We start from the raw sequence: 23,279 nt of genomic DNA, 5'->3' as shown, positions 1-23,279 counted from the left end.
AATCCGAACCGCTGGCCTTGCGGTGGTATTCGCTGCGCTCAAACCACCGGCTACCTTCTGTCATCCCGTTGGGATGAAAATTGCGCAAACCCCAAAAAACGCAAGCCCAACTTTTCCACAACCCAGGCTAACGCCCAAACGGCTGATGGGATTTCTCTCAATGATTCCTGTCTGGGTGCTAGAGACGCGTCGTCTCGACCACTACCCTAAAATCAGAGTTTGACGTACTCTCGATTTCTAATCATCGATTGGTGCCGCTGTTGTGTCCATCCTGACCAGGAACACCGCTTTATGCCTTCCATCGAAACGCTGAAAATTGACGGCGATGCCGAGGCGATGGGCCGCGTCCACGGCACCGCATTTCGTACCGAAATTCAAACGCTGACCGAAGAGCGTATGCGGCTTTGCTACGATCGTTTCTGGATCGGGGAAGGCCGCGCGACGGTGAACCCCACGGCGTTGGCCAACGCTTGCTGGGCACATCAGCAGCGTTACGACGACCTCGTGACGGCCGAACTTGAGGGCATCGCTCGGGCCGCAGACGTGCCCGCCTGCGATCTGTTGGTGACAGGCGGTTTTACGGACTTTGTCGACGCCCTTCGCGGCGGCTCGGCATCCGGCCAGAAGCCGATCGATGATCCAGGCCAGTGCACCGCCGTGTTAGTTGCCGCCAAAGTGGCCGCGGACGGGCGACCCTTGTTGGCGCAAACTTGGGACATGCATCCCTCGGCCACTCCGTATATCCGCGTGCTAGACCTGCGCTCGACCGATCAGCCCGCCGCGGTGGTGTTCACCGTGACGGGGTGCCCCGCCATGATTGGCGTGAATGAACATGGTCTTGCCATCGGGATCAACAACATGGTGACCTCCGACGGTCGCCCGGGCGTGATGTGGACCAGTGTGGTACGCCGCATGCTTCGTGCTCGCAACGCCGACGAAGCGCTGACGCTGTTGAACGCAGCACCGGTGGCTGGCGCCCACCACTACCTGCTGCTCGATGCGGAAAGCACCGGGTACAGCGTAGAACGCTCGCCCACCCGCATCGCCGTGTGGTCCTTAGAGTCGACGCTTGCCCACACCAACCACTGCTTGAACTCGGAATTGATCAACATCGAGCCGCCGCGTGGGGCGGTGCCGGCGTACAGCACGCGCAACCGGCTGCGAACCGCCGCAGATTGGCTCGAGGGGCATCCGGCGGACTGCTCACGCTCCGGCCTGTGGCGATTGTTGAACCACTTCGATGAACGTGATCCGTTGGGCTCCATCTGTCACGGCCCGCAGCCGGGTTACGATGTCGAGACCGGGGGCGCGGTGGTGATCTCACCGCGTGATCGTGCGATGGATGCGACGTGGGGACAAAGTGACGTCCGCAACGCTACGGATCGAATCGCACCAGAGACCTTCAACGTGTTTAGCCCCTCTCGAACGTCAACCCCTTAACGATTTGGAGCGTCACCGATGTCTACGAGCGATACCGATACCCAAGACACCACCATTCGGATCAACGGCCCTCTGCCTGGCGTACGCGCCCAAGCGATCCTGGCGCGGCGAGACGCGACCTCCGTCCGCGGGCTGTACCGTTCCTGTCCGATCGTCGCGGACCGCGCCACGGGCGCCACGGTGACGGACGTGGACGGCAACGTCTTCATCGACTTGGCCGGCGGCATCGGCGCCCTCAATGCCGGTCACTGTCCGCCCGAAGTCACCGCTGCGATCCATGACCAAGTCGACCGGCTGCTGCACTTGTGCAACATCGTGGGCACCTATGAATCGATGGTGCAACTGAGCGAAAAACTGCATGAAATCGTGCCCATCCGCGGCCCCAAGAAAACGCTCTTGTGCAACTCTGGTGTCGAGGCTGGCGAGAACGCGGTAAAGATTGCCCGCTACGCCACCGGCCGCCAGGGCATCATCGTTTTTGAGGGAGCCTTTCACGGCCGCAGCCTGTTGGGCATGACGATGACGAGCAAGTACGACCTGTACAAACGCGGTTTCGGACCGTTTGCCAGCGAGGTCTATCGTGTGCCATTCCCCTACGAATACCGCGAGAAGCCTGACGGGATGAGCACGCAGGATTTCTGTGAGCTGCGGATCCGTGATTTGAAGAAAGCGTTGGTGGCGCAGATCGATCCGACCAGTGTGGCGGCGGTGATTATCGAGCCGGTGCAGGGCGAGGGTGGCTTCATTCCCGCGCCGCCTGAATACATTCGTGCCCTCCGCGAACTGACCGCCCAGCATGGCATCCTGCTCGCCAGCGACGAGGTCCAGACCGGCTTTTGCCGCACCGGGAAAATGTTTGCCATCGAGCACACACCGGGCTGCGGGACCGAGTGGGACGTGGACATGGTGATCATGGCCAAGAGCATCGGCTCGGGATTGCCCATTGCGGCGGTCACCGGCAAGGCCGAGGTGATGGACAAGCCTCACGTCGGCGGTCTGGGGTCCACTTACGGCGGCAACCCCGTGGCCTGCGCGGGCGCCGTGGCGACGATCGACTATCTGCGTGAACATCACTTGGCCGACCGGGCCAACGAGATCGGCGCGATCTGCGAAGACTACTTTCGCCGCTGGCAGACGAAGCACGATGTGATCGGCGACGTGCGGTGCACCGGGGCGATGTGTGCGCTTGAGTTTGTCACCGATCGAGTGACCAAGGAGCCCAATGCCGTGCTGCCGCCGCTGATTGTCGAAGAGGCGTTCCAGCGCGGTCTGATCATGATCCGGGCCGGGCTCTACGGCTCTTGCATTCGCTCGCTGGTCCCCCTGGTGATCACCGATGTGCAGCTGCACGAGGCGATGCGGGCACTCGAGGCCGCGGTCGATGCAGCGGTGCAACGCGCCGCGTCCGCCTGAGGCCGACTCGATCAACGAGGCGGCTTCATCGATCCAGTGGAGCTTCGTCTGGGATGGCAACGGTGGGAGGGTGGATGACCGCCAAGAGGCCGACCCGACTGAAGTGGAGGAAACCGACCTCCTGCTCGAAAGGTCTCTGCGCACAATTGATCCACAACGGAACTCTGGCCACCCGACGAAGGCTCAAGGACTGGCTGCTCCGTGGCTGCTCCGTGGCTGCACACGATGCGATTCGACGACTTCACAACCCGCAACTCGCATCCGCATTTTTCAAACTTCAAACTTCACGATCACCAGGAACAATGGGGGAGCGGTTCGTCATTCCATCCGCCGTTTTGACAATCGACACGGTTTTTCCGGCCACCTTGCCACCCCTCTATCATTCCTGGGTGGATGATTCGATTCCCGACTCGTCGCCGTACGTTTTCCCCAGGTGATCCGATGCTTCGTAATCCAGTGGTCTATTTTGCGACGATTGCCGTCTTCGTCGCGATCGGAGTGTTCGCGTGGAATGTGACTGCGCGAGCCGGTTACGAGTCCGCCGAATACGAGGTCATCGAAACCGACGGCAATTACGAAATCCGCGAATACCCCGATCTGATGTTGGTCGCAACGACCACACAAATTGACGCGCAAGGTCGAGACGGCAGCTTCATGAAGCTGTTCCGCTACATCTCGGGCGCGAACGAGTCCGAGCAAAAGATCTCCATGACCACGCCCGTCTTTATGGAAAACGACAAAGCGGATTCGCAGGTCCAAATGGGATTTGTGATGCCCAAGGACGTCACCGTCCGTGGCGTCCCCTCGCCGACCGGCTCCGATGTTGACGTTCGCAAACGATCCGGCGGCCGCTTCGCCGTGCTGCGGTTCTCGGGCCGATTGAATGCCCAGCTCGCCAAGGAATCCGAAGCCAAGCTACGCGTTTGGATGGAAAGCAAAGGCTTGGTCGCAGCCCATGACAAGAGCGCTGACACGGCGTCCGCAAGTGGCGTCGAAACGGCCGCCTACGATCCGCCTTTCACTCCCGGCCCACTGCGCCGCAACGAAGTCCTGATCCGGCTGAAGTAACTTTCACTCTCCTGCCGGGAGGGGCGAGTGGAGGGTTCTTAAGCAGATAGGCAGGAGTCTTTCGGTAGATTAGCCGTTTTGGCGTTAGCCACGGTTCAAGCGGTTCAAGCGGGGCTAACGCCCAAGCGGCTAATGGGATTTCACCCAATCATTCCTGCCTCCCTGCTTAGAGATGCGAATGGTAGCCCAGTGGTTCAAATTCATTTGTCTTCGTTAGACACCGCCGCGTCCTAACTTATCGCGAGTCGTTTCTCACCAAACAAATCGATCATATCGAGTATCTTGCCCCGCTCCGCTTCGGAATCGTCGAGCCAGGTAAACGTTGATGTCATGGGAGATTCCTTAGGTTTGCTTATCCCAATTTGGATCTTCGCGGAATGACGGCTGCACATCGCGGCAGAGTTGTTCCAAGTGATGGGCCAATTGGCTGATTCGAGTGCCCGAGAGCACCTGCCGTGATTGAACGAAGAACCGCTTGGGTTTCACAGGGTTGATCACGAACACTTTGCCTCGACCGATTCGCTTGGAAATGAACCAGCCGGGAAGAGCCAAGATCGGCTTGGCTTCAATGAACTCATCCATTGCGGCAGACAAGTGTTGCGAGAGCCATCGGGATTCGGTTTCAAGTTGCTTGTTGGGAATTCGCCATTTGAAATCAGGGAATCGAATCTCGCCTTTTTCATAATCGATAACGATCTCGGCCTTGCCCTCGCCCTCCTTGGGCTTGCCCCGCATCTTCGTATTGACGCTAAACACTCCGCTGGGACTGACGACGACATGGTCAATGTTGCCGTACGGAAACGGGATGTCATGGAATACACGGCACCCCTCCAACATCAGTTGGTCAAGTTCTTGGCCGGTCGCCAGTTCTCCTTCCAGTCCAAGCTTGTAGTAACGCAAATGATCGAGCTTCTTTTTCAGATTCCGACCAATCATGATCGACGCTCCGATGAACACCAGTCCTTCCAAGACGATACGCGTTATCGATTCGGGAGTTTCTCTAAAGTAAGAATCAAAAAGATGGAACACGCAAAGCAACGGCGGCAAGAGCATCCAGGCCATTATCAGAGAGTCGACGCCAATCTCTAGGTCGTCAATTCGCTTGCGTAACGAGTGGCCGGGAGCTCGGAGCAATGCTCGCGTTAGCGGATTCTGTCTCGTCTTCTTCGATTGCTCGCGACGCCAATAGGCAGCGAAGAGAATCACGGGCGCTACCGCGGCAATCATAATAGAGGTAGGCAACAGCACGATCATCAGCCAGTGAAGTAATTGTTCCACGTTGCCCCTTTAAATCCCCGATTGTTGTTTTGCTGCATCCAGTGACGACTCGACTGCATCCAGTGATTGCTTGTTCATTGCAGCTAACTTCCGAAACGACGCTAGGCTCTGGCTAATTCGTTTGTAGTTTGAAGCTGGCGTTTTGTTTGACTGCAATCGCTCATCCCCGTCGGCTTCCAACTCGCCGGGCAACTTGTGAATGAAGTGGTCCGGTGGGAAGTCGACCAAATGCAATGTTTTTGCGTTTGGCTTTGCAGATGGATAACGTGCCGACGTCCAGACTTTCGCCGCGTGCGCCCTGTGTAAGTTCGTTCGGTTGCTACCGGTGTCGTACGTGTCTCACGTAATCCCATGACGGCATCCCCGCAGATTGTGGTGCATCGGGGGGTAACTTTATGCTATGAGTAGATGTTAGTCAATTTGTCGTTCGCAATGAGGAACCTTGGAACGGCCGTCTTGCGCGGCGACATCGAGTCATGATCAAGGGGGGGCAGCGAACGCGACATGAACGAACTGGTGCAGGTGTTGTTGCTGACCATGATGGCGGGGGCGGCCATTCCGATCGGCGGCGCGCTCGCGATGGTCGAAAGAATTTCGCCGCAATGGATTGAAGAAGAGTTTCGGCACAGCGTGATCGCGTTCGGCGGCGGAGTGTTGATCTCGGCCGTTGCCTTGGTGCTGGTGCCCGACGGGGTGAAGCCGTTATCGCTGGGCTGGATCGTGGCCGCATTCGTTGCGGGTGCGGTTGTGTTTTGGGGATTGGAAACGCTGCTGGCCCGATCGAAGAGCTCCATCGCCCAGTTGGTCGCGATGCTGTCCGACTTTATCCCCGAGGCGATTGCGCTCGGAGCGGCGTTCGCGCACGGCGAGAAGACAGGATTGCTGCTGGCGGTTTTGATCGCGCTGCAAAACCTGCCCGAGGGTTTCAATGCGTACCGCGAGCTAAATGCGACCGACGATATCGGCGGCAAGAAACTCCTTTTGTTGCTGGCCGCCTGCATCCCGCTCGGTCCGCTGGCGGGATGGGTTGGCTACCAGTATCTCTCGGATTACCCGAGAGTCGTCGGCTTCATCATGCTTTTTGCCGCCAGCGGAATTCTGTATTTGACGTTCCAAGATTTGGCACCGCAGTCCAAGGTCGAGAACCAAAGGGCACCGGCGATTGGTGCCGTGCTGGGGTTCCTGCTCGGCGTCGTCGGCCAAGCCCTACTCGCCGGCTGAACGTGAGCGACCACTGAAGGAAGCCGGAAGAAGGAAGCCGGAACGTCGGCATCTAGAGCCTTCTGAGTTCTCTAAATCAGATGCCCCGTCTGAAGACGTTTGGGCTCCGTTTCGGTGGACGCTATAAACTGGGCGAGAGGAAATAGCGTGATTTACAGCGTCAAACGCGGTGCTCAACTGGATCGAAAGGGAGGTCGCGACGGCTCCTAGCCCCCGCCGGCTAAGAAACGGCGAACGTAAGGATTCCATCAGTGAAAATTAGCGTTCGCCTTCGTTGTTGACCTTCCCGTTCGTGAAGATCATTGACGATCAAGCGTTTCATTCCAGTTCACCTTTGTTGGCAAAGGCAATCAGATAGCCAACTTGTTTCCGTTCCCCATCACCTGGAAAAACGGGTGAAGTCCCCTTCGCGGAACGCGTCAAGAGTTTCGGCAGCCTCAATCCGTCGTCGTGCTCGACCACCACGACAGGGCATGGCTTCCATCCCCATTGCGAAGCCTGCCCGAACGTGGCACTGATAACTGTCTTCGCCTCAGCCTGCTCATCGATCCTGTTGGGCAACGATGCCGTGAGTCGAGCGATTCGGAATGGAGTCTTACGAGGCGTCCGTCTAGTTATCGCGTAGGTTATTGCCCCGTCGTTGCGATTAGAAGCATCGATCTTGATCAGGAGTGGCCTGTCATCCACCAACGGATGCTCAATATCCTGAATTCAATTCGTGTCATTCGCTCGCCTAATCAATTCCGATGACTTCGCGGTATTGCGGATAATTGCTGCAGGCCCAAAAACGTTTGCCGGCGTGTTTGCCTTTGGCGGCTTTACGCTTGACCATTGCGGTGTTGCACTTGGGGCAGGAAGGGTCGGTCGCTTTCGGAGATGACTGGTCTGCGGGCAACGGTGGCGGATCGAATGAGGCGGCTTCGGTGCCGGGTAATACGACCACGATCTGCTGTTGGACTTCGGCGATGGAGTAGGAGCGGGCAGCTTTGATGTGCAGGATCGGTAGGCCGGCGGCGGCGAGGGCTTGGTCGAGAAAAGCGTCGCGGTCTTGTCGGTCTTTGCGGTGGTGGCTGGCGCCGTCGAGTTCGATGGCCAGAACGGGCTGCATCGTCGTGGGGTCGCAGAGCAAGAAGTCGATGTGCTTGCTGCTGATCTTGTTCTCGTACTTGCGGCTCTCCTCGCTCCGCGGCACGTACAACACGTCCCACAGTCGAACCTTGTTGTTGATCGAGTGATTTTGACCGGCGGTTTGCGCTAGAGCAATTTGAGAAATGACGTAGGTAAAAAAAGTAGCTGCGTTCGCCAGAACGTGGTCCATCGTCTGGTGACGGTAGCTACATCAAAGTCGCGGTAGCGGGCAAGTTCGGCCGGCGATAGAAATTTGTCGCGAAGCCGATACGGGAGGTTGTTAGCGTCTTGTCTCGAGCCAGCACTTGGTGTGATGCCCACCAGCTTCCAAAAGAGACCAAGGCGACTGCTTCGTTGTGATTTCGCCATCACTTAGCCTCCGCTTCGAGATGCAGCGAAAATATTTCTTCGTCGCCAATCAAGATCGCGTAGTCTTCGGTAACAAATGTTCCGATTGAGACGATCTGTTTGTAATCTTCACTTTTGACATAGAACACGGACTGACTTTTGGGAGGACGTCCGACGATTCCCCATTTCCCATCTTGGAAGCTGAGTTTGCCGCGGAAGGTGAGTGGTTTACGCGTTTGCATCTCTTTGAAGAACATTTCAACGGGCATTACCACGGGGGCATCGCCGTTGCCTGGCTCGTCGGCAATCGCGAATGTCATTGTAAAAGTAGCTGCGTTCGCCAGAACGTGGTCCACCGTCTGGTGACGGTAGCTACATCAAAGTCGCGGTAGCAGGCAAGTTCGGCCGGCGATAGAAATTTGTCGCGAAGCCGATACGGGAGGTTGTTAGCGTCTTGTCTCGAGCCAGCACTTGGTGTGATGCCCACCAGCTTCCAAAAGAGACCAAGGCGACTGCTTCGTTGTGATTTCGCCATCACTTAGCCTCCGCTTCGAGATGCAGCGAAAATATTTCTTCGTCGCCAATCAAGATCGCGTAGTCTTCGGTAACAAATGTTCCGATTGAGACGATCTGTTTGTAATCTTCACTTTTGACATAGAACACGGACTGACTTTTGGGAGGACGTCCGACGATTCCCCATTTCCCATCTTGGAAGCTGAGTTTGCCGCGGAAGGTGAGTGGTTTACGTGTTTGCAACTCGGTCGCATCTTCACGCGACATCGGTATCGCTAGCGGTTGCGTCGGTGAAATATGAAAAGGAAACCGCGCTGACGGCTTGTGTTTGTGGATGGGGGATGAGGTTTGGATCGTTGCCAAGCCATCTTTCCACGTAACGCCTTTGATTCGTACGCGATATTCGAGAACGACGTCATCGAACTTGGCGTGAATCTGCTCTCGCAACGTCGCGAGCGAATCTTCTTGTTCCAATTTCGTCTTGCCTACCGGAACACGCCGCGCCAGCAGTTGCATCTCTTTGAAGAACATTTCAACGGGCATTACCACGGGGGCATCGCCGTTGCCTGGCTCGTCGGCAATCGCGAATGTCATTGTGAAGGTGGCTGCAATCGCGAAACTTGTGAACAAACGCATGCATTGATGTCCTGCAAAACCCACGTGCTGGTTCTCTCAATTGAATGTAAGTGGAAGTGGGAACCGATCTTTATAGCGGTTTTAGCCAACGGAAGTCGCTGTCATCGACGTGTAACTAAAATGGATAGAATGGGGCAACCTCCCGATCGGTAAGGATTAACGATGAAGATTTGGTTCATTTCGGACACTCACAACGAGCATCTTGGACTGCAGGTTCCCGATGTGGACTTGGTGATCCATTGTGGCGATGAGTCGACGCATGGAAATGCTTCGATGAACAAACCGCAGGCAAGACGGTTCTTTGACTGGTACTCGGGTTTGAATATTGAAACCAAGGTGTTCGTACCGGGGAATCATTCGACGGCGGTTGAACAGGGACTGATCCGCGCCGACGACTATCCTGCCGTTCGGTTCTTGATTCATGATTCGATGCAGTGGAACGGGCTCAAGTTGTTCGGTTCGCCCTACACGCCTCGTTTTCACGATTGGGCGTACATGAAGAAGCGAACGCAGCTCGATCTCGTTTGGCAATCGGTGCCGGGGGATGTGGACATTCTGATCACGCATGGTCCGCCTAAAGGAGTGTTGGATCTGGCGCATGACAGCGAGTCGAAGGCACTCGTCCAAGTTGGATGTACGGCCTTGCGCCGACAGGTCGAAGAACGGATCAAGCCGAAGATCCACGCCTTCGGGCATTTGCACGACGAGAAGTGCATTAGCAACTACGGCATATACACTCGCGGTGCGACGCAGTTCATCAACTGCTCGTGCTGCAACCTCGCCGCGAAGTTGAAGAACCACGGATTTGTCGTGGACGTGTAGCCGATCTCGAATACGCCCGCGATGGATTTTTCCGCGTTTTGGCCAAGCATCGTTTGACGTCTCAGGATTCATCCCACGATGGCTGGAGCGTTCAGCCTTTCTTTCAGAGAGACCTCCGGAGGGGAGAATTGCCGAGAGGCCAAATCGAAAGGAGATGAAGGTGACAATGGGCGGGAACGGACCGCGGAGCTTCCCGGCAACAATCGGGGAAGCGGACGGCGCGGCGTTTTGGCGGCAATCGGGCTAGATGATGCGGTGGCCCACGAAAAAAGCCGGCGTCGGTCTTGAAGACCAACGTCGGCTTTTGAAGTTGCGGGAGCCGGATTCGAACCGACGACCTCGAGGTTATGAGCCTCGCGAGCTACCGGGCTGCTCCATCCCGCGGTGAAGTTTTCGATGGGAGTGACTTGCGTCCCCCATCGATGTGCTGACTATAGATTAACTCTCGGCAAAGTGTCAACGGGCTCTCAAGCACAATTCAAACATTTCCTTCACCCCACCGGAGCTGGCCCCCCGCTGCTGCCCTCACGACCCGAAAAATCGTTCGTCACGACGTCTCTTGTAACGATGATAGCTTCGCCGCTGAGCAAATCAGTCGGCTTTCCCACCTCTGTGGTTCGCATTTTTTTTACTCACACCCTATTCTATGTAGAAGCCTCTCGCTCTTGCATTCTTTTCTCTCGTGCTACGGTTTTTGATGTCGCAAGCGGATTCCCAATCCGATTTGATCCGCCCTGATTCGCCGCCCTCCACGGTGCGGGCAACCACCGATGCATCGCCACCGGTCCCCCCTGCGCCACAAGCATCAGAGCCGGTTCGGCCGGCAAGTCCCCCCGTCGCCCCGGGCCGACCCGTCGACTCAGATCGACCCACTACCTCGGATCGGCCCGCCCCCCCGATTCCGCCTCCACCTCCGCCGCGCTCGACCCTGCCGCCACTGCGGCGGCCGCCGGGGGAAGCCAGCACGGTGGGCCCAAATTCAACCCAACCCAATGGCGTGAGCCAAGCGGCGCCGCCCGTCGTTCCGAGTGGGATCGGCTCGGCAAAATCGTTGCGCTGGCGAGATGAATTACCAACGTTCGAAAAAGCAAAACCGCAGCCGGAGGGGGCATCCCCCAGTGGTGACCCGCCCGACGCCGAATCGGATGAGCAGGAAGGGCCGTCCACCGAAGAGAGAATCGTCAAGGGCGCGCCGCCTTGGTTGATCAGCACCGTCATCCACTTGGTGTTGTTGTTGGCACTGGCCCTGATCTCGACTCCGGCGGGCGATGCGATCAGTCGCGTGCTGCTGGAAATCGGACAGAGTGAAGCGAAAGCAGAGGTCAACTTTACCGAGTTCGTGGTCGACCCCAGCGATGTTCTGGCGGAAGCGTCGGATTTCGAGACCGACCAAGAGGTGATGGTCGATATCCCTTCGATCTTTGATGACACCAACGATTCAGCGTTGTCGGATTTGTCGATGCTCGAAATCGGCACTGGCCCCGCGATTGAGATTGCTCGGCCGATGTTCAATGGACGTTCCGGAGCGATGAAGTCGACGTTGTTGGCGCTCTACGGGGGAACCAAAGAGACGCAGCAGGCGGTCGAACTGGGATTGGCATGGCTGAGCCGCAACCAAGCCAGTGATGGGGGCTGGAGCAAGCGTGGGCCGTACGCGGACGGCGGAGTCGCCGAAAACCGAACGGCCGCGACCGCGATGGCGCTGTTGGCCTTTCTGGGCGATGGCAACACGCACCTCAAAGGACCCTATGCCGCGAATGTGGACAAAGGGATTAAGTATTTGGTGAAACAACAATCGCGTAGTGGTTTCATGGCCAAAGACGCACGCGGCCACGAGCAAGCGTACGCCCAGGCCCAGGCCACCATCGTGCTCTGTGAATTGTATGGGATGAGCAAGGATTCATGGTTGAGAGATAAGGCACAAGTTGCAATCGAATACGCCCAAGAGGCTCAAAGTGAGCAAGGGGGATGGCGTTATTATCCCAAGTCCGATTCGGACACCTCGATTACGGGATGGTTTGTGTTGGCCTTGGAAAGTGGATCGTCAGCGGGTTTGGAAGTGAATCGCAGTGTGTTGTACAACGTCGAAGGCTATCTCGATCTGGCTCAGTCCAGCGGCGGGGCTCAGTACGGCTACCAACCTCGTAGTCGCCCCAGTCCGGCCATGACCGCCGAAGGTTTGTTGTGCCGCCAATACCTCGGTTGGCCGCGAAACCATGAACCGATGATCCGAGGAATCGATGCGTTATGGGAAGTAGCTCCGTTCGACTACAACGACCGCGATGGATATTACTGGTACTACGCGACTCAGTTGTTGCATCACTACGGCGGGGAGCCTTGGAAACGCTGGAATGAAAAGATGCGCGTCGAATTACCCGCCAAGCAAGAGTCGCGAGGCCGCGAGCGGGGAAGTTGGGATCCCCAGGGCGACCGCTGGGGCGATCATGGGCGGTTGTATGCGACCTGCTTTTCGTTGTTCTGTTTAGAAGTTTACTACCGCCACATGCCGCTCTATGCCGGGCACGCGATCGAGTAAGCCCGAGTGCGGCATGGCTAGGGAACAAAGATCCGCTTGCAGGCGGCATTGGCGACGATCGCGGGAAAATGTTGCCGCGCGCTGAGCAGCAGCGTCGGCGTTTTGGGCATCGACGCAATCGCCGCTTCGAGATGCTGATTTGCCAATCCCGCTGGGGTGTGCCGGGCCATCGCTAAGCGGATCAACATCGCTTCGAGATCATGTGCGTTGTCCAGCAATGCGTGGGGATCATCGGCCGTTTCGATCGACTCGCCCGCAATCAACATCTTCACGCTCACCTTGCGCTGAAAAAGTTCGGTCAAACACGTTGCCGCGAACGAAAAAACCGTTTCGATCGTCTCTGCGGAGAGTCTTGGGTTTGCATCGGAGGTGCGTGTTGCCTCTTTCCCAGGCAATGCAGACCCAGGCAACGTAGACCCAGGCAATGTAGACCCAGGCAATGTAGATGGTCCCCCATGATGAGGCTCGACGGCGGTGTCGACGATCAGGCACACGGTTTGGACTCTCGGCGATTGAAACTCTTGGACGATCGGTTTCCCGAGTCGAGCCCATGACGCATAGTCCCAGCGTTGCACAGGCATGCCGTATTGATACTCTCGGCTTCCGGCGTAGTCGCTTGTGTCGGCAGCGGCGACCGTGCTGATCCATGCCGCTAGCTCCGAAAGTTGACCACGGGCGGCCGAATCGTCCGCTTGATAAAGTCGTTTGGGGGTGACCGCAACGGTGCTTTGGCTGGGGATCCGTGTTGTGTATTCGAATAAACAGAATGGGAACATCGACTTCACCGTCATATCGGGCATCGTGTGAATACCGCGTTTCCAGAATCGCATCTTGACATCCGCGGTTACTGATTCGCCCGGTCCGATTTTGGGGATTGGCGATGCGTCGGAGAGCACTTCGTAAGCGCAGTGCGAGGGGTGGTCTTGGTTTCGTGGCTTCCTGGATCGCAGCGACGGGTCGTTTTCAGGGGGCAAGTCGAGGTCGGCTACCAATTGCAGGGCTGGCAAACGGCGTCGGTTCCGCAGGTGGACACGGAAACCGAAGGTCTGTTCCGCTTCGATACTTCGCGGAAGTGAAACGTTCATGTTCAATCGCGGTTGCATGAATTGGTTGGCGCACAAGCCGATGGCAAGGGTGGAAATGCACGCAGCAAAGATGCCGCTCCATGGATAACCCCATAACACGTTTATTGAGACAATGGTGAATAGCAGCAGCGAGATCGAAGCGATTGTGGCCGAGCGGCGAACCATTGCCGCGGTGCGTAGCGGAAACGTGACGACCGAGACAATGGTCTGTGGAAGTCGCTTCGTCCAGCTCTCTTTCTCTAACACGATCGATTGCATGACGAATCCCTCGTTGATAGGAATGTTCGATGGGGGAAACCCAATGGAACGGGCGTTGGTTTTGGGGCGTGCGCCCCAATGCGAACTTGTGGCGGTCGAGCGGTCGAGTGAGGTGACGAGTCGCTAGACGGGCACTTTGATTGTGTTGATTAGATCAGCAATGATTTGGGTGGTTTCCGCGGAGGTGGAGGTGACATTGCGAGTGGAAACGCGATGAGAAAGGACGCTCGATGCCAAGTTTTGTATGTCGTCGGGAAGCACATAGTTGCGACCTAGCAATACCGCTCGGGCTTGAGTCGCTCGCAACAGCATTTTGGATCCCCGCGGGCTAACGCCGACGCGCAGTCGCGAATCCGTACGAGTCGCGGCGGCGATTTCGACGATATACATGGCGGCTTTGCGATCGACTTTGACTTTCCGCACGAAGGTTTGCAACGCCGTCAATTCGTCGGCGGTCATCACCGGTTGGAGCGCCGAGGATGGGTCCGAGGCGGCTTGTTCAAGCAGCAATTCGACTTCGCTTTCACGATCGGGATATTCCATCGACAAACGCATCAGGAAACGATCGAGTTGAGACTCCGGCAACGGAAACGTGCCTTCAAACCCGGAAGGGTTTTGCGTCGCGATGACAAGGAAGGGACGCTTCAGCACGTACCGTTTGGCATCGATGGTGACTTGCGATTCTGCCATCGCTTCGAGCAGGGCGCTCTGAGTCCGTGGTGACGCTCGATTGATTTCGTCTGCGATTAACAAATTGCTGAAAATCGGACCCGCGCGAAATTCGAAGGTTCCCGACGAGGGTTTGAAAATGTTGCTGCCGAGCATGTCTGCGGGCAGCAGGTCGGGAGTGCATTGGATGCGGTGGAATTCAAGATCGATCAAGCGCGCGATTGATTTGGCGAGCGTCGTTTTTCCCACGCCCGGGACATCTTCCAACAGCAGAGATCCCTCCGCGAGCAACGCGATCAACACCGTGTCAATCACATCGGTTTTACCCCGAATGACATTCTGTAACGCCTTGCGAACCTCGTTGATCTTATCGAGCAACGCGGTGGGCGTAGGGGGCGATTTTGATTCCGGTAATATGGTCATAGAAGAATCGAAGTGATGCACGGGGGCGCTGGTAAGTGGCAAATTGGTGAGTCGCAAATTGCACTGGCGAGACCGCAGGAAGCGGATCGGTGCGGCAAACGAGCGGTGACCGGGCTGGTCTTGGCTTGGAATCGGGCGACGGAACACGAGATGGAGGATTCGTCTTGAGGAGTAGGATTGATTGTAGCAAAGTTGCCAGTGCTATTGGGGGGGTGGCGATTTTTTTGAGCTACCCTCGCTGGACTACCACTACCTTCGCTGAACTACCATGGTGAACCGCGACGCTTTGGTAGCTATACTGGACAACCCTACCCTTTCCCGTTCCGGTTCTGAATTGAGAGACGCCGCTAATGCGACATCCGATTTCTGCAAAATATTTGAGTTTCGTGTTGACCCTCGTGTCGACGCTGGCCGTCGGCACCAGTGCGAGTGTGAGGGCCGAAACCGCGGCCGCCGACGCTTCCCAGGAGGTCACATTAGGGGAAGGATCCTTGTTGTTGGGGATCCCCGGCGAGGGAGATCTAACCGTCGCGGAACTAAAGCTGTGGCTTGCCAAACCTGAGAATCACGCGGAATTGAAGGTCAAATTGCCGCTCGGTTTGGATGCGGCCAGCGCCAACGTGTCGATTCCCCCAGACAATCCGATGACGCGAGCCAAAATTGAGCTCGGTCGCCAATTGTATTTCGATCCGCGTTTGTCCTCCGACGCCACGGTCTCCTGTGCCTCGTGTCATGATCCCGATCAAGGGTATGCTGCCAATACTCAGTTCGGTGTTGGGGTGCGTGAGCAAGAAGGTGGTCGCAATTCACCGGTGTCGTACAACCGGATTGTGAGCAAGGCCCAGTTTTGGGATGGTCGCGCCGCATCGCTCGAAGAACAGGCGGTTGGGCCGATCGCGAACCCAATTGAAATGGGGAATACCCACGAAGGATGTATCGAATGCTTGTCAGGCATTGAAGGGTACAAGTTGCAATTCGATGCGATCTTCAGCGATGGTTTGAGTATCGATAACGTCGGGAAAGCGCTCGCTGCCTTTGAACGTGCGATCGTGACCGGGCCGGCACCGTATGACTACTATGCTCCGTTGGTCCAGTTCGAGGAAACGTTTGCCGATGACTTGGAGTTCTTAGACGAGGAACCCGAGCTCAAGAAGCAATACGATGCGTTAAAGAAGGATTCAGCCGAGCATCCGATGAGCGAATCGGCAAAACGGGGAATGAAGTTGACGTTTGGCAAAGCGAACTGCACCGCGTGTCACGCGGGTGGAAACTTTACGGACGAGCAATACCACAATATCGGGGTGGGGATGGACGCCGAGAAACCTGATCTGGGACGTTTTGAAATCAGCAAGGATGCCAAGGATCGCGGCGCCTTCAAGACTCCGACGATGCGAAACGCGGCGTCGTCACCTCCCTACATGCATGATGGAAGCCAGAAAACGCTCGAAGAAGTGGTCCAGTGGTACGACAAAGGTGGCCACAAGAACGAGTCGCTCAGTGACAAAATCAAGCCGCTGAATTTGACCGAGCAAGAAAAGGCCGATTTGGTGGCATTCATGGTCGAAGGCTTGACGGGGGATTTCCCCGCAATCCAGCAGGGACGTTTGCCCGAGTAGAGACGGTCCCTCTAAGTTCTTAACAAGTTTCACGCGCGGTAGTGCTCCACTGGGGGTGCTGCCGCGTTTGCGTTGATGCACATCTTTGCTTCCGCTCCCCCAAAAAGAATGCCTGCACCGCTCATTCAACGAAGCGTTTCGGCTAGGGAGTGATGTACCCGGATTTACATCGCACCCCAAAGCGTTAGCGAGGGACTGCGTCTACGGAGGGCCCATTTGGGCCTGCCAAATCCGAATAACCGTCAAAGCTTCCCAGAATTGCTCAACCGGCACGACCCGGTTTGTCGAAACAGCACATAGGGTCACTGTGCATTCGCAGTTCCCAGTGATGATGGTTCGTTCAAAGTGTCGGAAGAAAAGCAATGAAGTTGCCGCGTACAAACTGCCTTTCCCCTCTTTCCCCACTGCTATTGCTGCCACTAATTGCTAGCGTACTTGTGGGGGGACCGGCGGCGAATGCGCAGGTGCGTACCAAAAAGCCCGATCGAGGCGTCTATCGTCCTCCCATGGCGGTTGCGACCGACGATGTGGCTCAGTCGCCCTCGAGCGAAGGGGGCGAAGTGATTCGCAATCAACGCTCGCCCGCGCCTGTGACCACGTCTACGCCTGTGACTACGACTGCGACACGATCGACAGCCCCGGCAAAGTTGATTGCGGTTCCGCTTGAGGACACGAACGGAAACGTTGCAGATCAAACGGATGAGGATCGTAGAAGTGCTGGTTCGGCGGCGCCAACGTTGGTGCCCCGTCAAGCCAAACTTCGCCAAGTCGGTCACAACGACGTCGTTTTAATGGATCCAACGCCGCACGGGATCGTGGGCGAAGAGGTGATCGTTGAGGGAGAGGCTTGGCCGACGCCGATTGAAACATGGTCCGACCAGGGCGGTGAGTTCTACGAAGGGGACTACCACCAGGGTGGCTATGGCGAAGTCGGTTGCGGCGTGGAAGGCTACGGCTGCGATCATTACGGCTGCGATGGCTACGGCTGCGATGGCTACGGCTGCGATTCGCTGGGGTGTGGCCAATGTGGTTCGGGCCAGTGGTCCAATGCAAGTTTGGTCTTCCGTCGTGATCGGTGGTTTGCCAACTTTGAATTGTTGTTGATGTTCCGCAGCGGCGATTTTTTGCCGCCGTTATTCACGACCGGCCCCGCCTCGGCAACCAAGCCGGGCAGTCTTGCCAATGCTAACACGCGTGTATTGGCGGGCGGCGGCCAGGTGTTGAACGAGTTGACCGCGGGTGGCCGAATCACGCTGGGGACTTGGTTGGATGATTGCCGATCCCGCAGCATGGTGTTTCGTGGTTGGGGTGCAGGCGACGAAACTTACAATTTCAACGCGGACCAATTAACCACTCCGATCATCACGCGTCCCTTTTTGAACGTGACGAACGACCCTGCCGCACAGGACACTCAAGTGGTCGCGACGCCAGGGGTCACCACGTCGGGGTTTGCCAACGTGCACGCGACCAGCGAACTTTACGGTGCCGATTTTTCGATTCGCCAGCACGCGTATTCACGCTTTGGTGGTACCGTGGATCTGTTGTACGGTTATCAATACATGCACTTGAGCGAAGGTTTGACCACGTCAAGCACTTCCACTGCGGCAGCGGGCAGCCCCGCTCCGTTGGGCTCGATCATCTCGATCAGCGATTCGTTTGATGCCGAGAACAACTTCCACGGCGGCCAGATCGGGATCGCCTCTCGCTATCGCGAAGGATGCTGGTCGTTCAACAGTTTGTTCAAGGTCGCGGCGGGGAATTTGCGACGAGAATCACGCCTTGCCGGGCAAACGGAGGCCCAGAATGGGCTGGTGACAGATACCCGGCCCACCGGCTTGCTGGTTCGCAGTACGAATGCGGGGACACGCACGGACGATACGTTTGCTTGGGTGCCTGAAATCGACTTGTCGCTCGGGTGGCGCTACTTCCCTCGCTTTGACGTGACGGTGGGCTATCACATCATCGCGATGACCGAGGCGATTCAGGTCTCGGGCTTGATCGACAATCAACTCGCCTCGAACCTTGACGATACGCCTACCGGTTCGATGCGTCCGAGTGCGGAAATGGACGACCAGACCTTTTATGTGCATGGCATCCACTTTGGGTTGCAATACGTTTACTAAACCCATTCCTGTGTCGTCGGTTTAATCACGATCTCTGGGACGTGGGCGCGTGGCGGCAATTGGCAAATCGTGACGACGAGCGATGCGATGTCATCGGGTTGTAGGATCGAATCTTTGTGGGCTTGCGTTACCGGGACAGGACGTCGATCAAGGATCGGCGTGTTGACTTCGCCCGGATAAACATTAGTCACTCGGACCCCTTCGTGCCGCACTTCGTTGGCGATCGCCGTCCCCAGTGCGGTCATTGCAAACTTGCTGGCACAGTAAACGACGCCGCCCAGTGCGATCGCTCGCTTGCCAGCGATCGACGAGATGTTGATCACGATGCCGTCGCGTCGCTCACGCATCGGGGGCAGCACCTCGAGGATGCATCGATACGCACCGGAGGTGTTGATTTGCATGACGCGATCCCAATCTTCGGGGACCATGGTGGCCATCGTGCGGTTTTGGATATTGATTCCCGCACTGTTAACCAAAATATCCACTTCGCCCACTTGGTTGCGAACAAAGCTGAAAAAGTCAGTGACGCTTTGCGGTTCGGCGACGTCGATGGGATGCGTCAAAACAGGCTTTTCGCTTGGAATCGATTTTGCGAGTGCGTCGAGCGGCTCAATACGGCGGCCGCCGATGACGACGTTGCAACCCGCCATGGCCAAACCGCGAGCGATGCCGGCACCGATACCGGTTCCACCGCCTGTAATTGCAACGACTTTTCCAGCTAAGGATGACACGATGTGAATCTCGATTGGGATGAGGGGTGAGCGTGTGATGAGGGTGAATTCCCGCGCACGCATCTTAGCTCAAACGCAGCGGGATTTCACTTGCCGTCGCGGATCGCTCGTGCATCGCACGTTTAATCCGGTTGGGTTATCGATTGAAATAATCGGTCGGGGTGGGAGTGTCGGCTATTTGTGCCGCGGGAGTGAAGGGGGCGCCAGCCTCGTTGCGATCGATGATCCGCACCGGTGCACTTTTTGCGACCTGTCCGGTGCTCATGATGCTGCCGCCGACGCCGTTGTACCCCACCGCTTTTTGGCGTTGGTCGACGACCGATCCACTGCGGAAGGGGCCAATTCCAAGCACGTAAGTGTCATTGTTATGGGTCAGTGCGGTCGATTCACCCCCGCTTCCCAGTGCGGTTCCCGTCTTGGCGTCGTAGCAAATCAGACCGATTTTCGCGGTCCCCATTTGCGTGTTCCGCGATGCAAACTTGATCTCGGGAAGCTCGATCGGCAATCCTGGCATGCCGAGTGAGGGGATCCCCACAAAACTCTCTTGGGTGTCCGTGCCGACACCCCCGCTGCGCGGTTCGAGCACGACATCGGCTTGGTCCATCGCAGTTACGAGATGTCCACCGGATTCAAATACTTTGTGGCGGAGCGTGCCCACTAAGTAGCCTTTATCAACCGAATCAAGGTACTTTTCGTCAATGAAGACTTTGTAGCCCGCTAATTCATTGAACTGGACGTTGGAGAATGCGCTATCGATTGCCGCGGAAATCAAGAGTTGTTCGGTCCCGGTGCGCGCGGTGTTGGACGTTTTTGACGACGCACATCCGACACCGAAGACGCTGATTCCAGTGGCCAGTCCCGCTAGGATCGTGTGCTTCCAAAGCGATGGAGTGTGCTTCGTTCTCATTCGTAAAACATCCCTGTTGAGTTAATTACGCTAGCATTAAGTTGGTTGGGGCAAACGGGTTGCGTCGTCCCGTTGATAAGGAACTTCGGATCTTCGAGTTCCTCGGAATACAGAAAGTCGGAGTGCTCCTACCATCTTGCCACTTCTGCGTGAATTGCCTATTTTTCGGGTTGTAGGCTTGCGAGGGCGGTTAATCCGTCCGTCGCTGGTTTTCACGCCGTTGAGGGAGATGCGTGTAGTCGTCGCTTGGGAAGCCCAATATTAACTTTTAGGATTAACGGGGCCGATGCGTGAATAGGCCTTCTGTTAGCCGAAAGAACTGGTTAGAAATATCGCCATCGCGCGAGAGCAAGAGGCCAGCGCGATGAAGGAGTCGCAACGGCGCGGAAAAATCAGTGTGTCGCCGGACCAGCAGGTTCGTTGGCAACGCTTAAGATTGTGATTAAGATTCGGTCATGAACTCGGTCGCGGGCCGAGAACGCAACGCTGTGGTTGCTGGCCAGCGTGATTTTTGGCTCGCTGCACTTTGTAAAGGTTGTGGGCAATGCCCCGTTCACAACGTTACGGGTGCAGCGAGCCAAAGATCACGTGAGCTTAAGTTCACCCGAGCCAATCGCGGCCTTGATTCTGCTTGTCGGCCGAATTTGCAAGTGACGCTGTCGTCTCCTGGTTGCCTGTCGGCCCCTAGTTGTGCTGTCGTCCCCTAGTTGTGCTGTCGTCCCCTAGTTGTGACGGGCCGTTTCTTGGTCTCCAAGCAACCCAGGGTTGCAGCGAGATGGCCTTCGGCATTCTCGGCTTTAACCTCCTGGGCTAGGTTGTTTAACGCCGTTGGCGTAGGGAACAAATCCCGCGCACGCACAAACAGCCGCAATACCCTCTTATTAGCAGCCCAAGCTTGGGCCGATCCCCCAGGTTCTCAGACGTGCAGTTCTCAGACGTGCAGTTCTCAGACGTGCAGTCGGCGCAGCACTAAGCAGGTAGGCAGGAATGAATGGCTGAAATCCCATTAGCCACTTGGGCGTTTGCCTGGGCTGCTAAAACTTTGGTATGGACAGAGCATTTCGTGAAGGCATTTTTGTTCCGCGATCTTTGTCCTGAAGGCTTTGTCCTTCCGGTGGTATTCGCTGCGCTCAAGCCACCGGCTACTGTCCGTCATCCCGTCGGGATGAAAATTGCGCAAACCCAAAAAAACACAACCCCAACTTTTCCACGGTCCAGCGTTAGCCCCGCTTGAACCGGCTGAACCGCTTGAACCGTGGCTAACGCCAAAACGGCTAATCTACCGAAAGACTCCTGCCTATCTGCACGGGGTTCCTGGCCGCTCAGTTATTTTGACGTCGCGATGATTTTCTCTCTCGCGATTTCCTGTCGGGGCACAACGTCTACGCGGCACGTTGTTGTGAGCATTCGCGTGCTTCGGCGATCCAACGTGCGACATTGGTTTCGTCCGGCGGTGTGCTGCTGCGCAGGATGCGTTGTCCCGCTTTGGTTTGAGCATAGCGAGCAATCGCAGCGGTCAGTTCATCCGCGTCGCGTTCGGCAAGTTGCGCTGGAGTGCGGCAATCGATCGCGACTAGCAATTGTGATTTGTAACCGCACAGCGATGCGATGGAAGTGACAAACGTGGCTTGGGCTTGCCAATCTTCGATTAACGCGGGCGTGATCCATTGGGTGTTTAACTGGCTTGCCATCTGCTCAGGAGCACTGGCCAAAAATTGACCGATGGTGGTGATCCCGATGTTCGCGAATCGGGCGGCGGTCTTGGGGCCGATGGAAGGGGCGTCGACGAGGTTGTCGGAGACGGAGGTGTTCGTCGAGGCAGGCGGCGATGACGTTTCCGTGGCGGGGGCCAGGATCGGGGAGGCGAGTTTGGCAGGTGCTTGAACGACCGGTTCGCTGGGCAGGGTTAAGGTGGGGATCGGCGGTGTTGTTGAGGATGCGCTCATGGGTCGCTCGGCACGCACGAGACGGACTTCCTCGGGCAAGTGGGTTTGCACTTTTCCAGTGCTTTGGAATTCCGCGAACAGAGCTTTGATGGCTTGTTGTTCTTGTACGGAAGCAATTTTACGAATCACCCATTTCGACGGAATTTGAATCGCCGCGATCACCGTCGTCATGGTCAATGGCATCGCAGGGATCGTGGTTTTGCTTTGCTCGGCGATCCGTTCGAGGATCCGCGCCCAGCCGGTAATCGCGATACCAAACATGTTGCTCAGGATTTCGCGTGCTTCGGCGTTGAGACCGTCGGGGGGATTTTTCACGCCGCGCTGAAGATCGTAAATCTCGATCAGTCGTTCGTAATGGGGATTGGATGCTTGGGCGGCAGCGAAGACGGCGTCGGAGATCCATGCATCGCCGTTGGCGAGTTGGAATTCGACGCGCATCTTGCCGTGGTTGAGTTCGGCGTAAATTTCCTCGTACGCTTTGCAAACACTCCATTCCATCGGTCGATGAACGATCCCTTCACGCTCGCTCGATCCGGTGTGTAGGGGCATGATGGGATCGGTGAAATAGTGGCTCAGCACGCCCAGGCTATAGGCCGCCTCTTGGAATTGTTCGTTGTCGAGTTGCTCGATTGCGATGCGGAGCCATTTTTCGCAAGCGCGTGGAGCGCCTCCCCAATGGTTGTCACGGACATGCAGGACGTGGTTTTTGAAGTCGCGAAACTCGGTGTCGGGCGCCTTCGCACCTTTGAGGTAGGCGTCGTAGTACTTCGTCAACATGTTGCTGAGCAAGATGCCGCGCGGCGTTTTGAGTTGCGCAAACGCATCGAGAGCAAAGTAGTGATGAGTGCTACGGCAATGAGCTGCGCGCAGAATCGTGATGATCCGTGACATTCCGTTCTCCAAGGGGGGACACTTCCGATTCGGCGATCGCGTGCCCCACAGGGGAAGACGCGACACCCGCACGATCGGGTTCGAGGAATCCATGGACGGAAGATCGCAAATCGACGGCCACCGCGTCAAAGGGAATGCTCCTGTTCTTTCTCGAAACTCGCAAAGGAATTAAAGGGATGCGTGTATGAAACGTGGTCGTGAAACCGCTCGGAAGGCTGTTTCCGGCG

The 23,279-nt window shown here is 56.7% G+C and carries 17 protein-coding genes and 1 tRNA gene; 8 read left to right on the top strand and 10 right to left on the bottom strand.

What is annotated here, in order from left to right; translation table 11 throughout:
- The first annotated feature begins 291 nt into the window (after positions 1 to 291).
- From Pla52o_RS12630 to Pla52o_RS12620, 3 genes are all read left to right on the top strand, one after another.
- A complete protein-coding gene (locus Pla52o_RS12630; RefSeq protein WP_146594968.1) occupies positions 292 to 1,440 on the top strand; it encodes a C45 family autoproteolytic acyltransferase/hydolase in 1,149 nt (382 codons plus the stop codon).
- Between the two features lie 18 nt (positions 1,441 to 1,458).
- On the top strand, positions 1,459 to 2,853 hold the full coding sequence (locus tag Pla52o_RS12625; protein WP_146594967.1) for an aspartate aminotransferase family protein: 1,395 nt from the start codon (positions 1,459 to 1,461) through the stop codon (positions 2,851 to 2,853).
- A gap of 441 nt (positions 2,854 to 3,294) precedes the next feature.
- On the top strand, positions 3,295 to 3,921 hold the full coding sequence (locus Pla52o_RS12620; RefSeq protein WP_146594966.1) for an SOUL family heme-binding protein: 627 nt from the start codon (positions 3,295 to 3,297) through the stop codon (positions 3,919 to 3,921).
- Between the two features lie 342 nt (positions 3,922 to 4,263).
- Here Pla52o_RS12620 and Pla52o_RS12615 read toward each other — a convergent pair whose 3' ends face one another.
- Positions 4,264 to 5,199, bottom strand: coding sequence for a nuclease-related domain-containing protein (locus Pla52o_RS12615; RefSeq protein ID WP_146594965.1), 936 nt, complete (start codon positions 5,197 to 5,199; stop codon positions 4,264 to 4,266).
- A 504-nt stretch (positions 5,200 to 5,703) separates the two neighbouring features.
- On the opposite strand from Pla52o_RS12615, the gene Pla52o_RS12610 reads away from it, so the two are divergent.
- Positions 5,704 to 6,420 carry a ZIP family metal transporter gene (locus Pla52o_RS12610; RefSeq protein WP_146594964.1) on the top strand — a complete coding sequence of 239 codons (717 nt, stop codon included), beginning with the start codon at positions 5,704 to 5,706 and terminating at the stop codon, positions 6,418 to 6,420.
- 733 nt (positions 6,421 to 7,153) lie between these two features.
- Here the strand turns inward: Pla52o_RS12610 and Pla52o_RS12605 are convergent.
- The 3 genes from Pla52o_RS12605 to Pla52o_RS12595 all read right to left on the bottom strand — a co-directional run bounded on the left by Pla52o_RS12605 (position 7,154) and on the right by Pla52o_RS12595 (position 9,045).
- Positions 7,154 to 7,738, bottom strand: coding sequence for a DUF2726 domain-containing protein (locus Pla52o_RS12605; protein ID WP_146594963.1), 585 nt, complete (start codon positions 7,736 to 7,738; stop codon positions 7,154 to 7,156).
- A 178-nt stretch (positions 7,739 to 7,916) separates the two neighbouring features.
- Entirely contained in the window at positions 7,917 to 8,216 is a 300-nt protein-coding gene (locus Pla52o_RS12600) for a hypothetical protein (RefSeq protein WP_146594962.1), read from the bottom strand.
- A gap of 214 nt (positions 8,217 to 8,430) precedes the next feature.
- Positions 8,431 to 9,045 (bottom strand): hypothetical protein, encoded by a 615-nt coding sequence (locus Pla52o_RS12595; RefSeq protein ID WP_146594961.1) that lies wholly within the window; start codon positions 9,043 to 9,045, stop codon positions 8,431 to 8,433.
- A 162-nt stretch (positions 9,046 to 9,207) separates the two neighbouring features.
- On the opposite strand from Pla52o_RS12595, the gene Pla52o_RS12590 reads away from it, so the two are divergent.
- Positions 9,208 to 9,867, top strand: a complete 660-nt coding sequence (locus Pla52o_RS12590; RefSeq protein WP_146594960.1) for a metallophosphoesterase family protein — start codon at positions 9,208 to 9,210, stop codon at positions 9,865 to 9,867.
- Positions 9,868 to 10,177: 310 nt separating this feature from the next.
- Here the strand turns inward: Pla52o_RS12590 and Pla52o_RS12585 are convergent.
- Positions 10,178 to 10,251: transfer RNA gene (locus Pla52o_RS12585), tRNA-Met, on the bottom strand.
- A 583-nt stretch (positions 10,252 to 10,834) separates the two neighbouring features.
- Here Pla52o_RS12585 and Pla52o_RS12580 point away from each other — a divergent pair.
- Positions 10,835 to 12,403, top strand: coding sequence for a prenyltransferase/squalene oxidase repeat-containing protein (locus Pla52o_RS12580; protein WP_231612291.1), 1,569 nt, complete (start codon positions 10,835 to 10,837; stop codon positions 12,401 to 12,403).
- Between the two features lie 17 nt (positions 12,404 to 12,420).
- On the opposite strand, the gene Pla52o_RS12575 is transcribed toward Pla52o_RS12580, so the two are convergent.
- Complete coding sequence (locus Pla52o_RS12575; protein ID WP_146594959.1) at positions 12,421 to 13,746, bottom strand: DUF58 domain-containing protein; 1,326 nt, start codon at positions 13,744 to 13,746, stop codon at positions 12,421 to 12,423.
- Positions 13,747 to 13,869: 123 nt separating this feature from the next.
- Positions 13,870 to 14,838: an AAA family ATPase gene (locus tag Pla52o_RS12570; protein ID WP_146594958.1), complete on the bottom strand. Its 969-nt coding sequence runs from the start codon at positions 14,836 to 14,838 to the stop codon at positions 13,870 to 13,872.
- 350 nt (positions 14,839 to 15,188) lie between these two features.
- On the opposite strand from Pla52o_RS12570, the gene Pla52o_RS12565 reads away from it, so the two are divergent.
- Together Pla52o_RS12565 and Pla52o_RS12560 are read left to right on the top strand one after the other, a co-directional pair.
- On the top strand, positions 15,189 to 16,454 hold the full coding sequence (locus Pla52o_RS12565; protein WP_146594957.1) for a cytochrome-c peroxidase: 1,266 nt from the start codon (positions 15,189 to 15,191) through the stop codon (positions 16,452 to 16,454).
- A gap of 464 nt (positions 16,455 to 16,918) precedes the next feature.
- A complete protein-coding gene (locus tag Pla52o_RS12560) occupies positions 16,919 to 18,577 on the top strand; it encodes a BBP7 family outer membrane beta-barrel protein (protein WP_197169203.1) in 1,659 nt (552 codons plus the stop codon).
- Here the strand turns inward: Pla52o_RS12560 and Pla52o_RS12555 are convergent.
- From Pla52o_RS12555 to Pla52o_RS12545, 3 genes are all read right to left on the bottom strand, one after another.
- Positions 18,574 to 19,311, bottom strand: a complete 738-nt coding sequence (locus Pla52o_RS12555; protein ID WP_315852952.1) for an SDR family oxidoreductase — start codon at positions 19,309 to 19,311, stop codon at positions 18,574 to 18,576. The two genes, Pla52o_RS12560 and Pla52o_RS12555, sit on opposite strands and share 4 nt — an antisense overlap.
- Before the next feature lie 133 nt (positions 19,312 to 19,444).
- Positions 19,445 to 20,215: a DUF6655 family protein gene (locus tag Pla52o_RS12550; RefSeq protein ID WP_146594954.1), complete on the bottom strand. Its 771-nt coding sequence runs from the start codon at positions 20,213 to 20,215 to the stop codon at positions 19,445 to 19,447.
- 1,382 nt (positions 20,216 to 21,597) lie between these two features.
- Positions 21,598 to 23,052 carry a DUF4332 domain-containing protein gene (locus Pla52o_RS12545; protein WP_197169202.1) on the bottom strand — a complete coding sequence of 485 codons (1,455 nt, stop codon included), beginning with the start codon at positions 23,050 to 23,052 and terminating at the stop codon, positions 21,598 to 21,600.
- Between the last annotated feature and the right edge of the window lie 227 nt (positions 23,053 to 23,279).

This window comes from Novipirellula galeiformis, assembly GCF_007860095.1.
Lineage (GTDB): Bacteria > Planctomycetota > Planctomycetia > Pirellulales > Pirellulaceae > Novipirellula > Novipirellula galeiformis.
Note: the sequence above shows the minus strand (reverse complement) of the source record. Positions and strands in the feature narration are given on the sequence as shown.

What these genes read in the sequence shown, in the direction of transcription:
- Pla52o_RS12595 (WP_146594961.1), bottom strand. Translation starts at nt 9,045, where the DNA reads ATGCGTTTGTTCACAAGTTTCGCGATTGCAGCCACCTTCACAATGACA.
- Pla52o_RS12605 (WP_146594963.1), bottom strand. Translation starts at nt 7,738, where the DNA reads ATGGACCACGTTCTGGCGAACGCAGCTACTTTTTTTACCTACGTCATT.
- Pla52o_RS12565 (WP_146594957.1), top strand. Translation starts at nt 15,189, where the DNA reads ATGCGACATCCGATTTCTGCAAAATATTTGAGTTTCGTGTTGACCCTC.
- Pla52o_RS12590 (WP_146594960.1), top strand. Translation starts at nt 9,208, where the DNA reads ATGAAGATTTGGTTCATTTCGGACACTCACAACGAGCATCTTGGACTG.
- Pla52o_RS12570 (WP_146594958.1), bottom strand. Translation starts at nt 14,838, where the DNA reads ATGACCATATTACCGGAATCAAAATCGCCCCCTACGCCCACCGCGTTG.
- Pla52o_RS12610 (WP_146594964.1), top strand. Translation starts at nt 5,704, where the DNA reads ATGAACGAACTGGTGCAGGTGTTGTTGCTGACCATGATGGCGGGGGCG.
- Pla52o_RS12625 (WP_146594967.1), top strand. Translation starts at nt 1,459, where the DNA reads ATGTCTACGAGCGATACCGATACCCAAGACACCACCATTCGGATCAAC.
- Pla52o_RS12575 (WP_146594959.1), bottom strand. Translation starts at nt 13,746, where the DNA reads ATGCAATCGATCGTGTTAGAGAAAGAGAGCTGGACGAAGCGACTTCCA.
- Pla52o_RS12550 (WP_146594954.1), bottom strand. Translation starts at nt 20,215, where the DNA reads ATGAGAACGAAGCACACTCCATCGCTTTGGAAGCACACGATCCTAGCG.
- Pla52o_RS12620 (WP_146594966.1), top strand. Translation starts at nt 3,295, where the DNA reads ATGCTTCGTAATCCAGTGGTCTATTTTGCGACGATTGCCGTCTTCGTC.
- Pla52o_RS12630 (WP_146594968.1), top strand. Translation starts at nt 292, where the DNA reads ATGCCTTCCATCGAAACGCTGAAAATTGACGGCGATGCCGAGGCGATG.
- Pla52o_RS12545 (WP_197169202.1), bottom strand. Translation starts at nt 23,052, where the DNA reads ATGTCACGGATCATCACGATTCTGCGCGCAGCTCATTGCCGTAGCACT.
- Pla52o_RS12600 (WP_146594962.1), bottom strand. Translation starts at nt 8,216, where the DNA reads ATGACATTCGCGATTGCCGACGAGCCAGGCAACGGCGATGCCCCCGTG.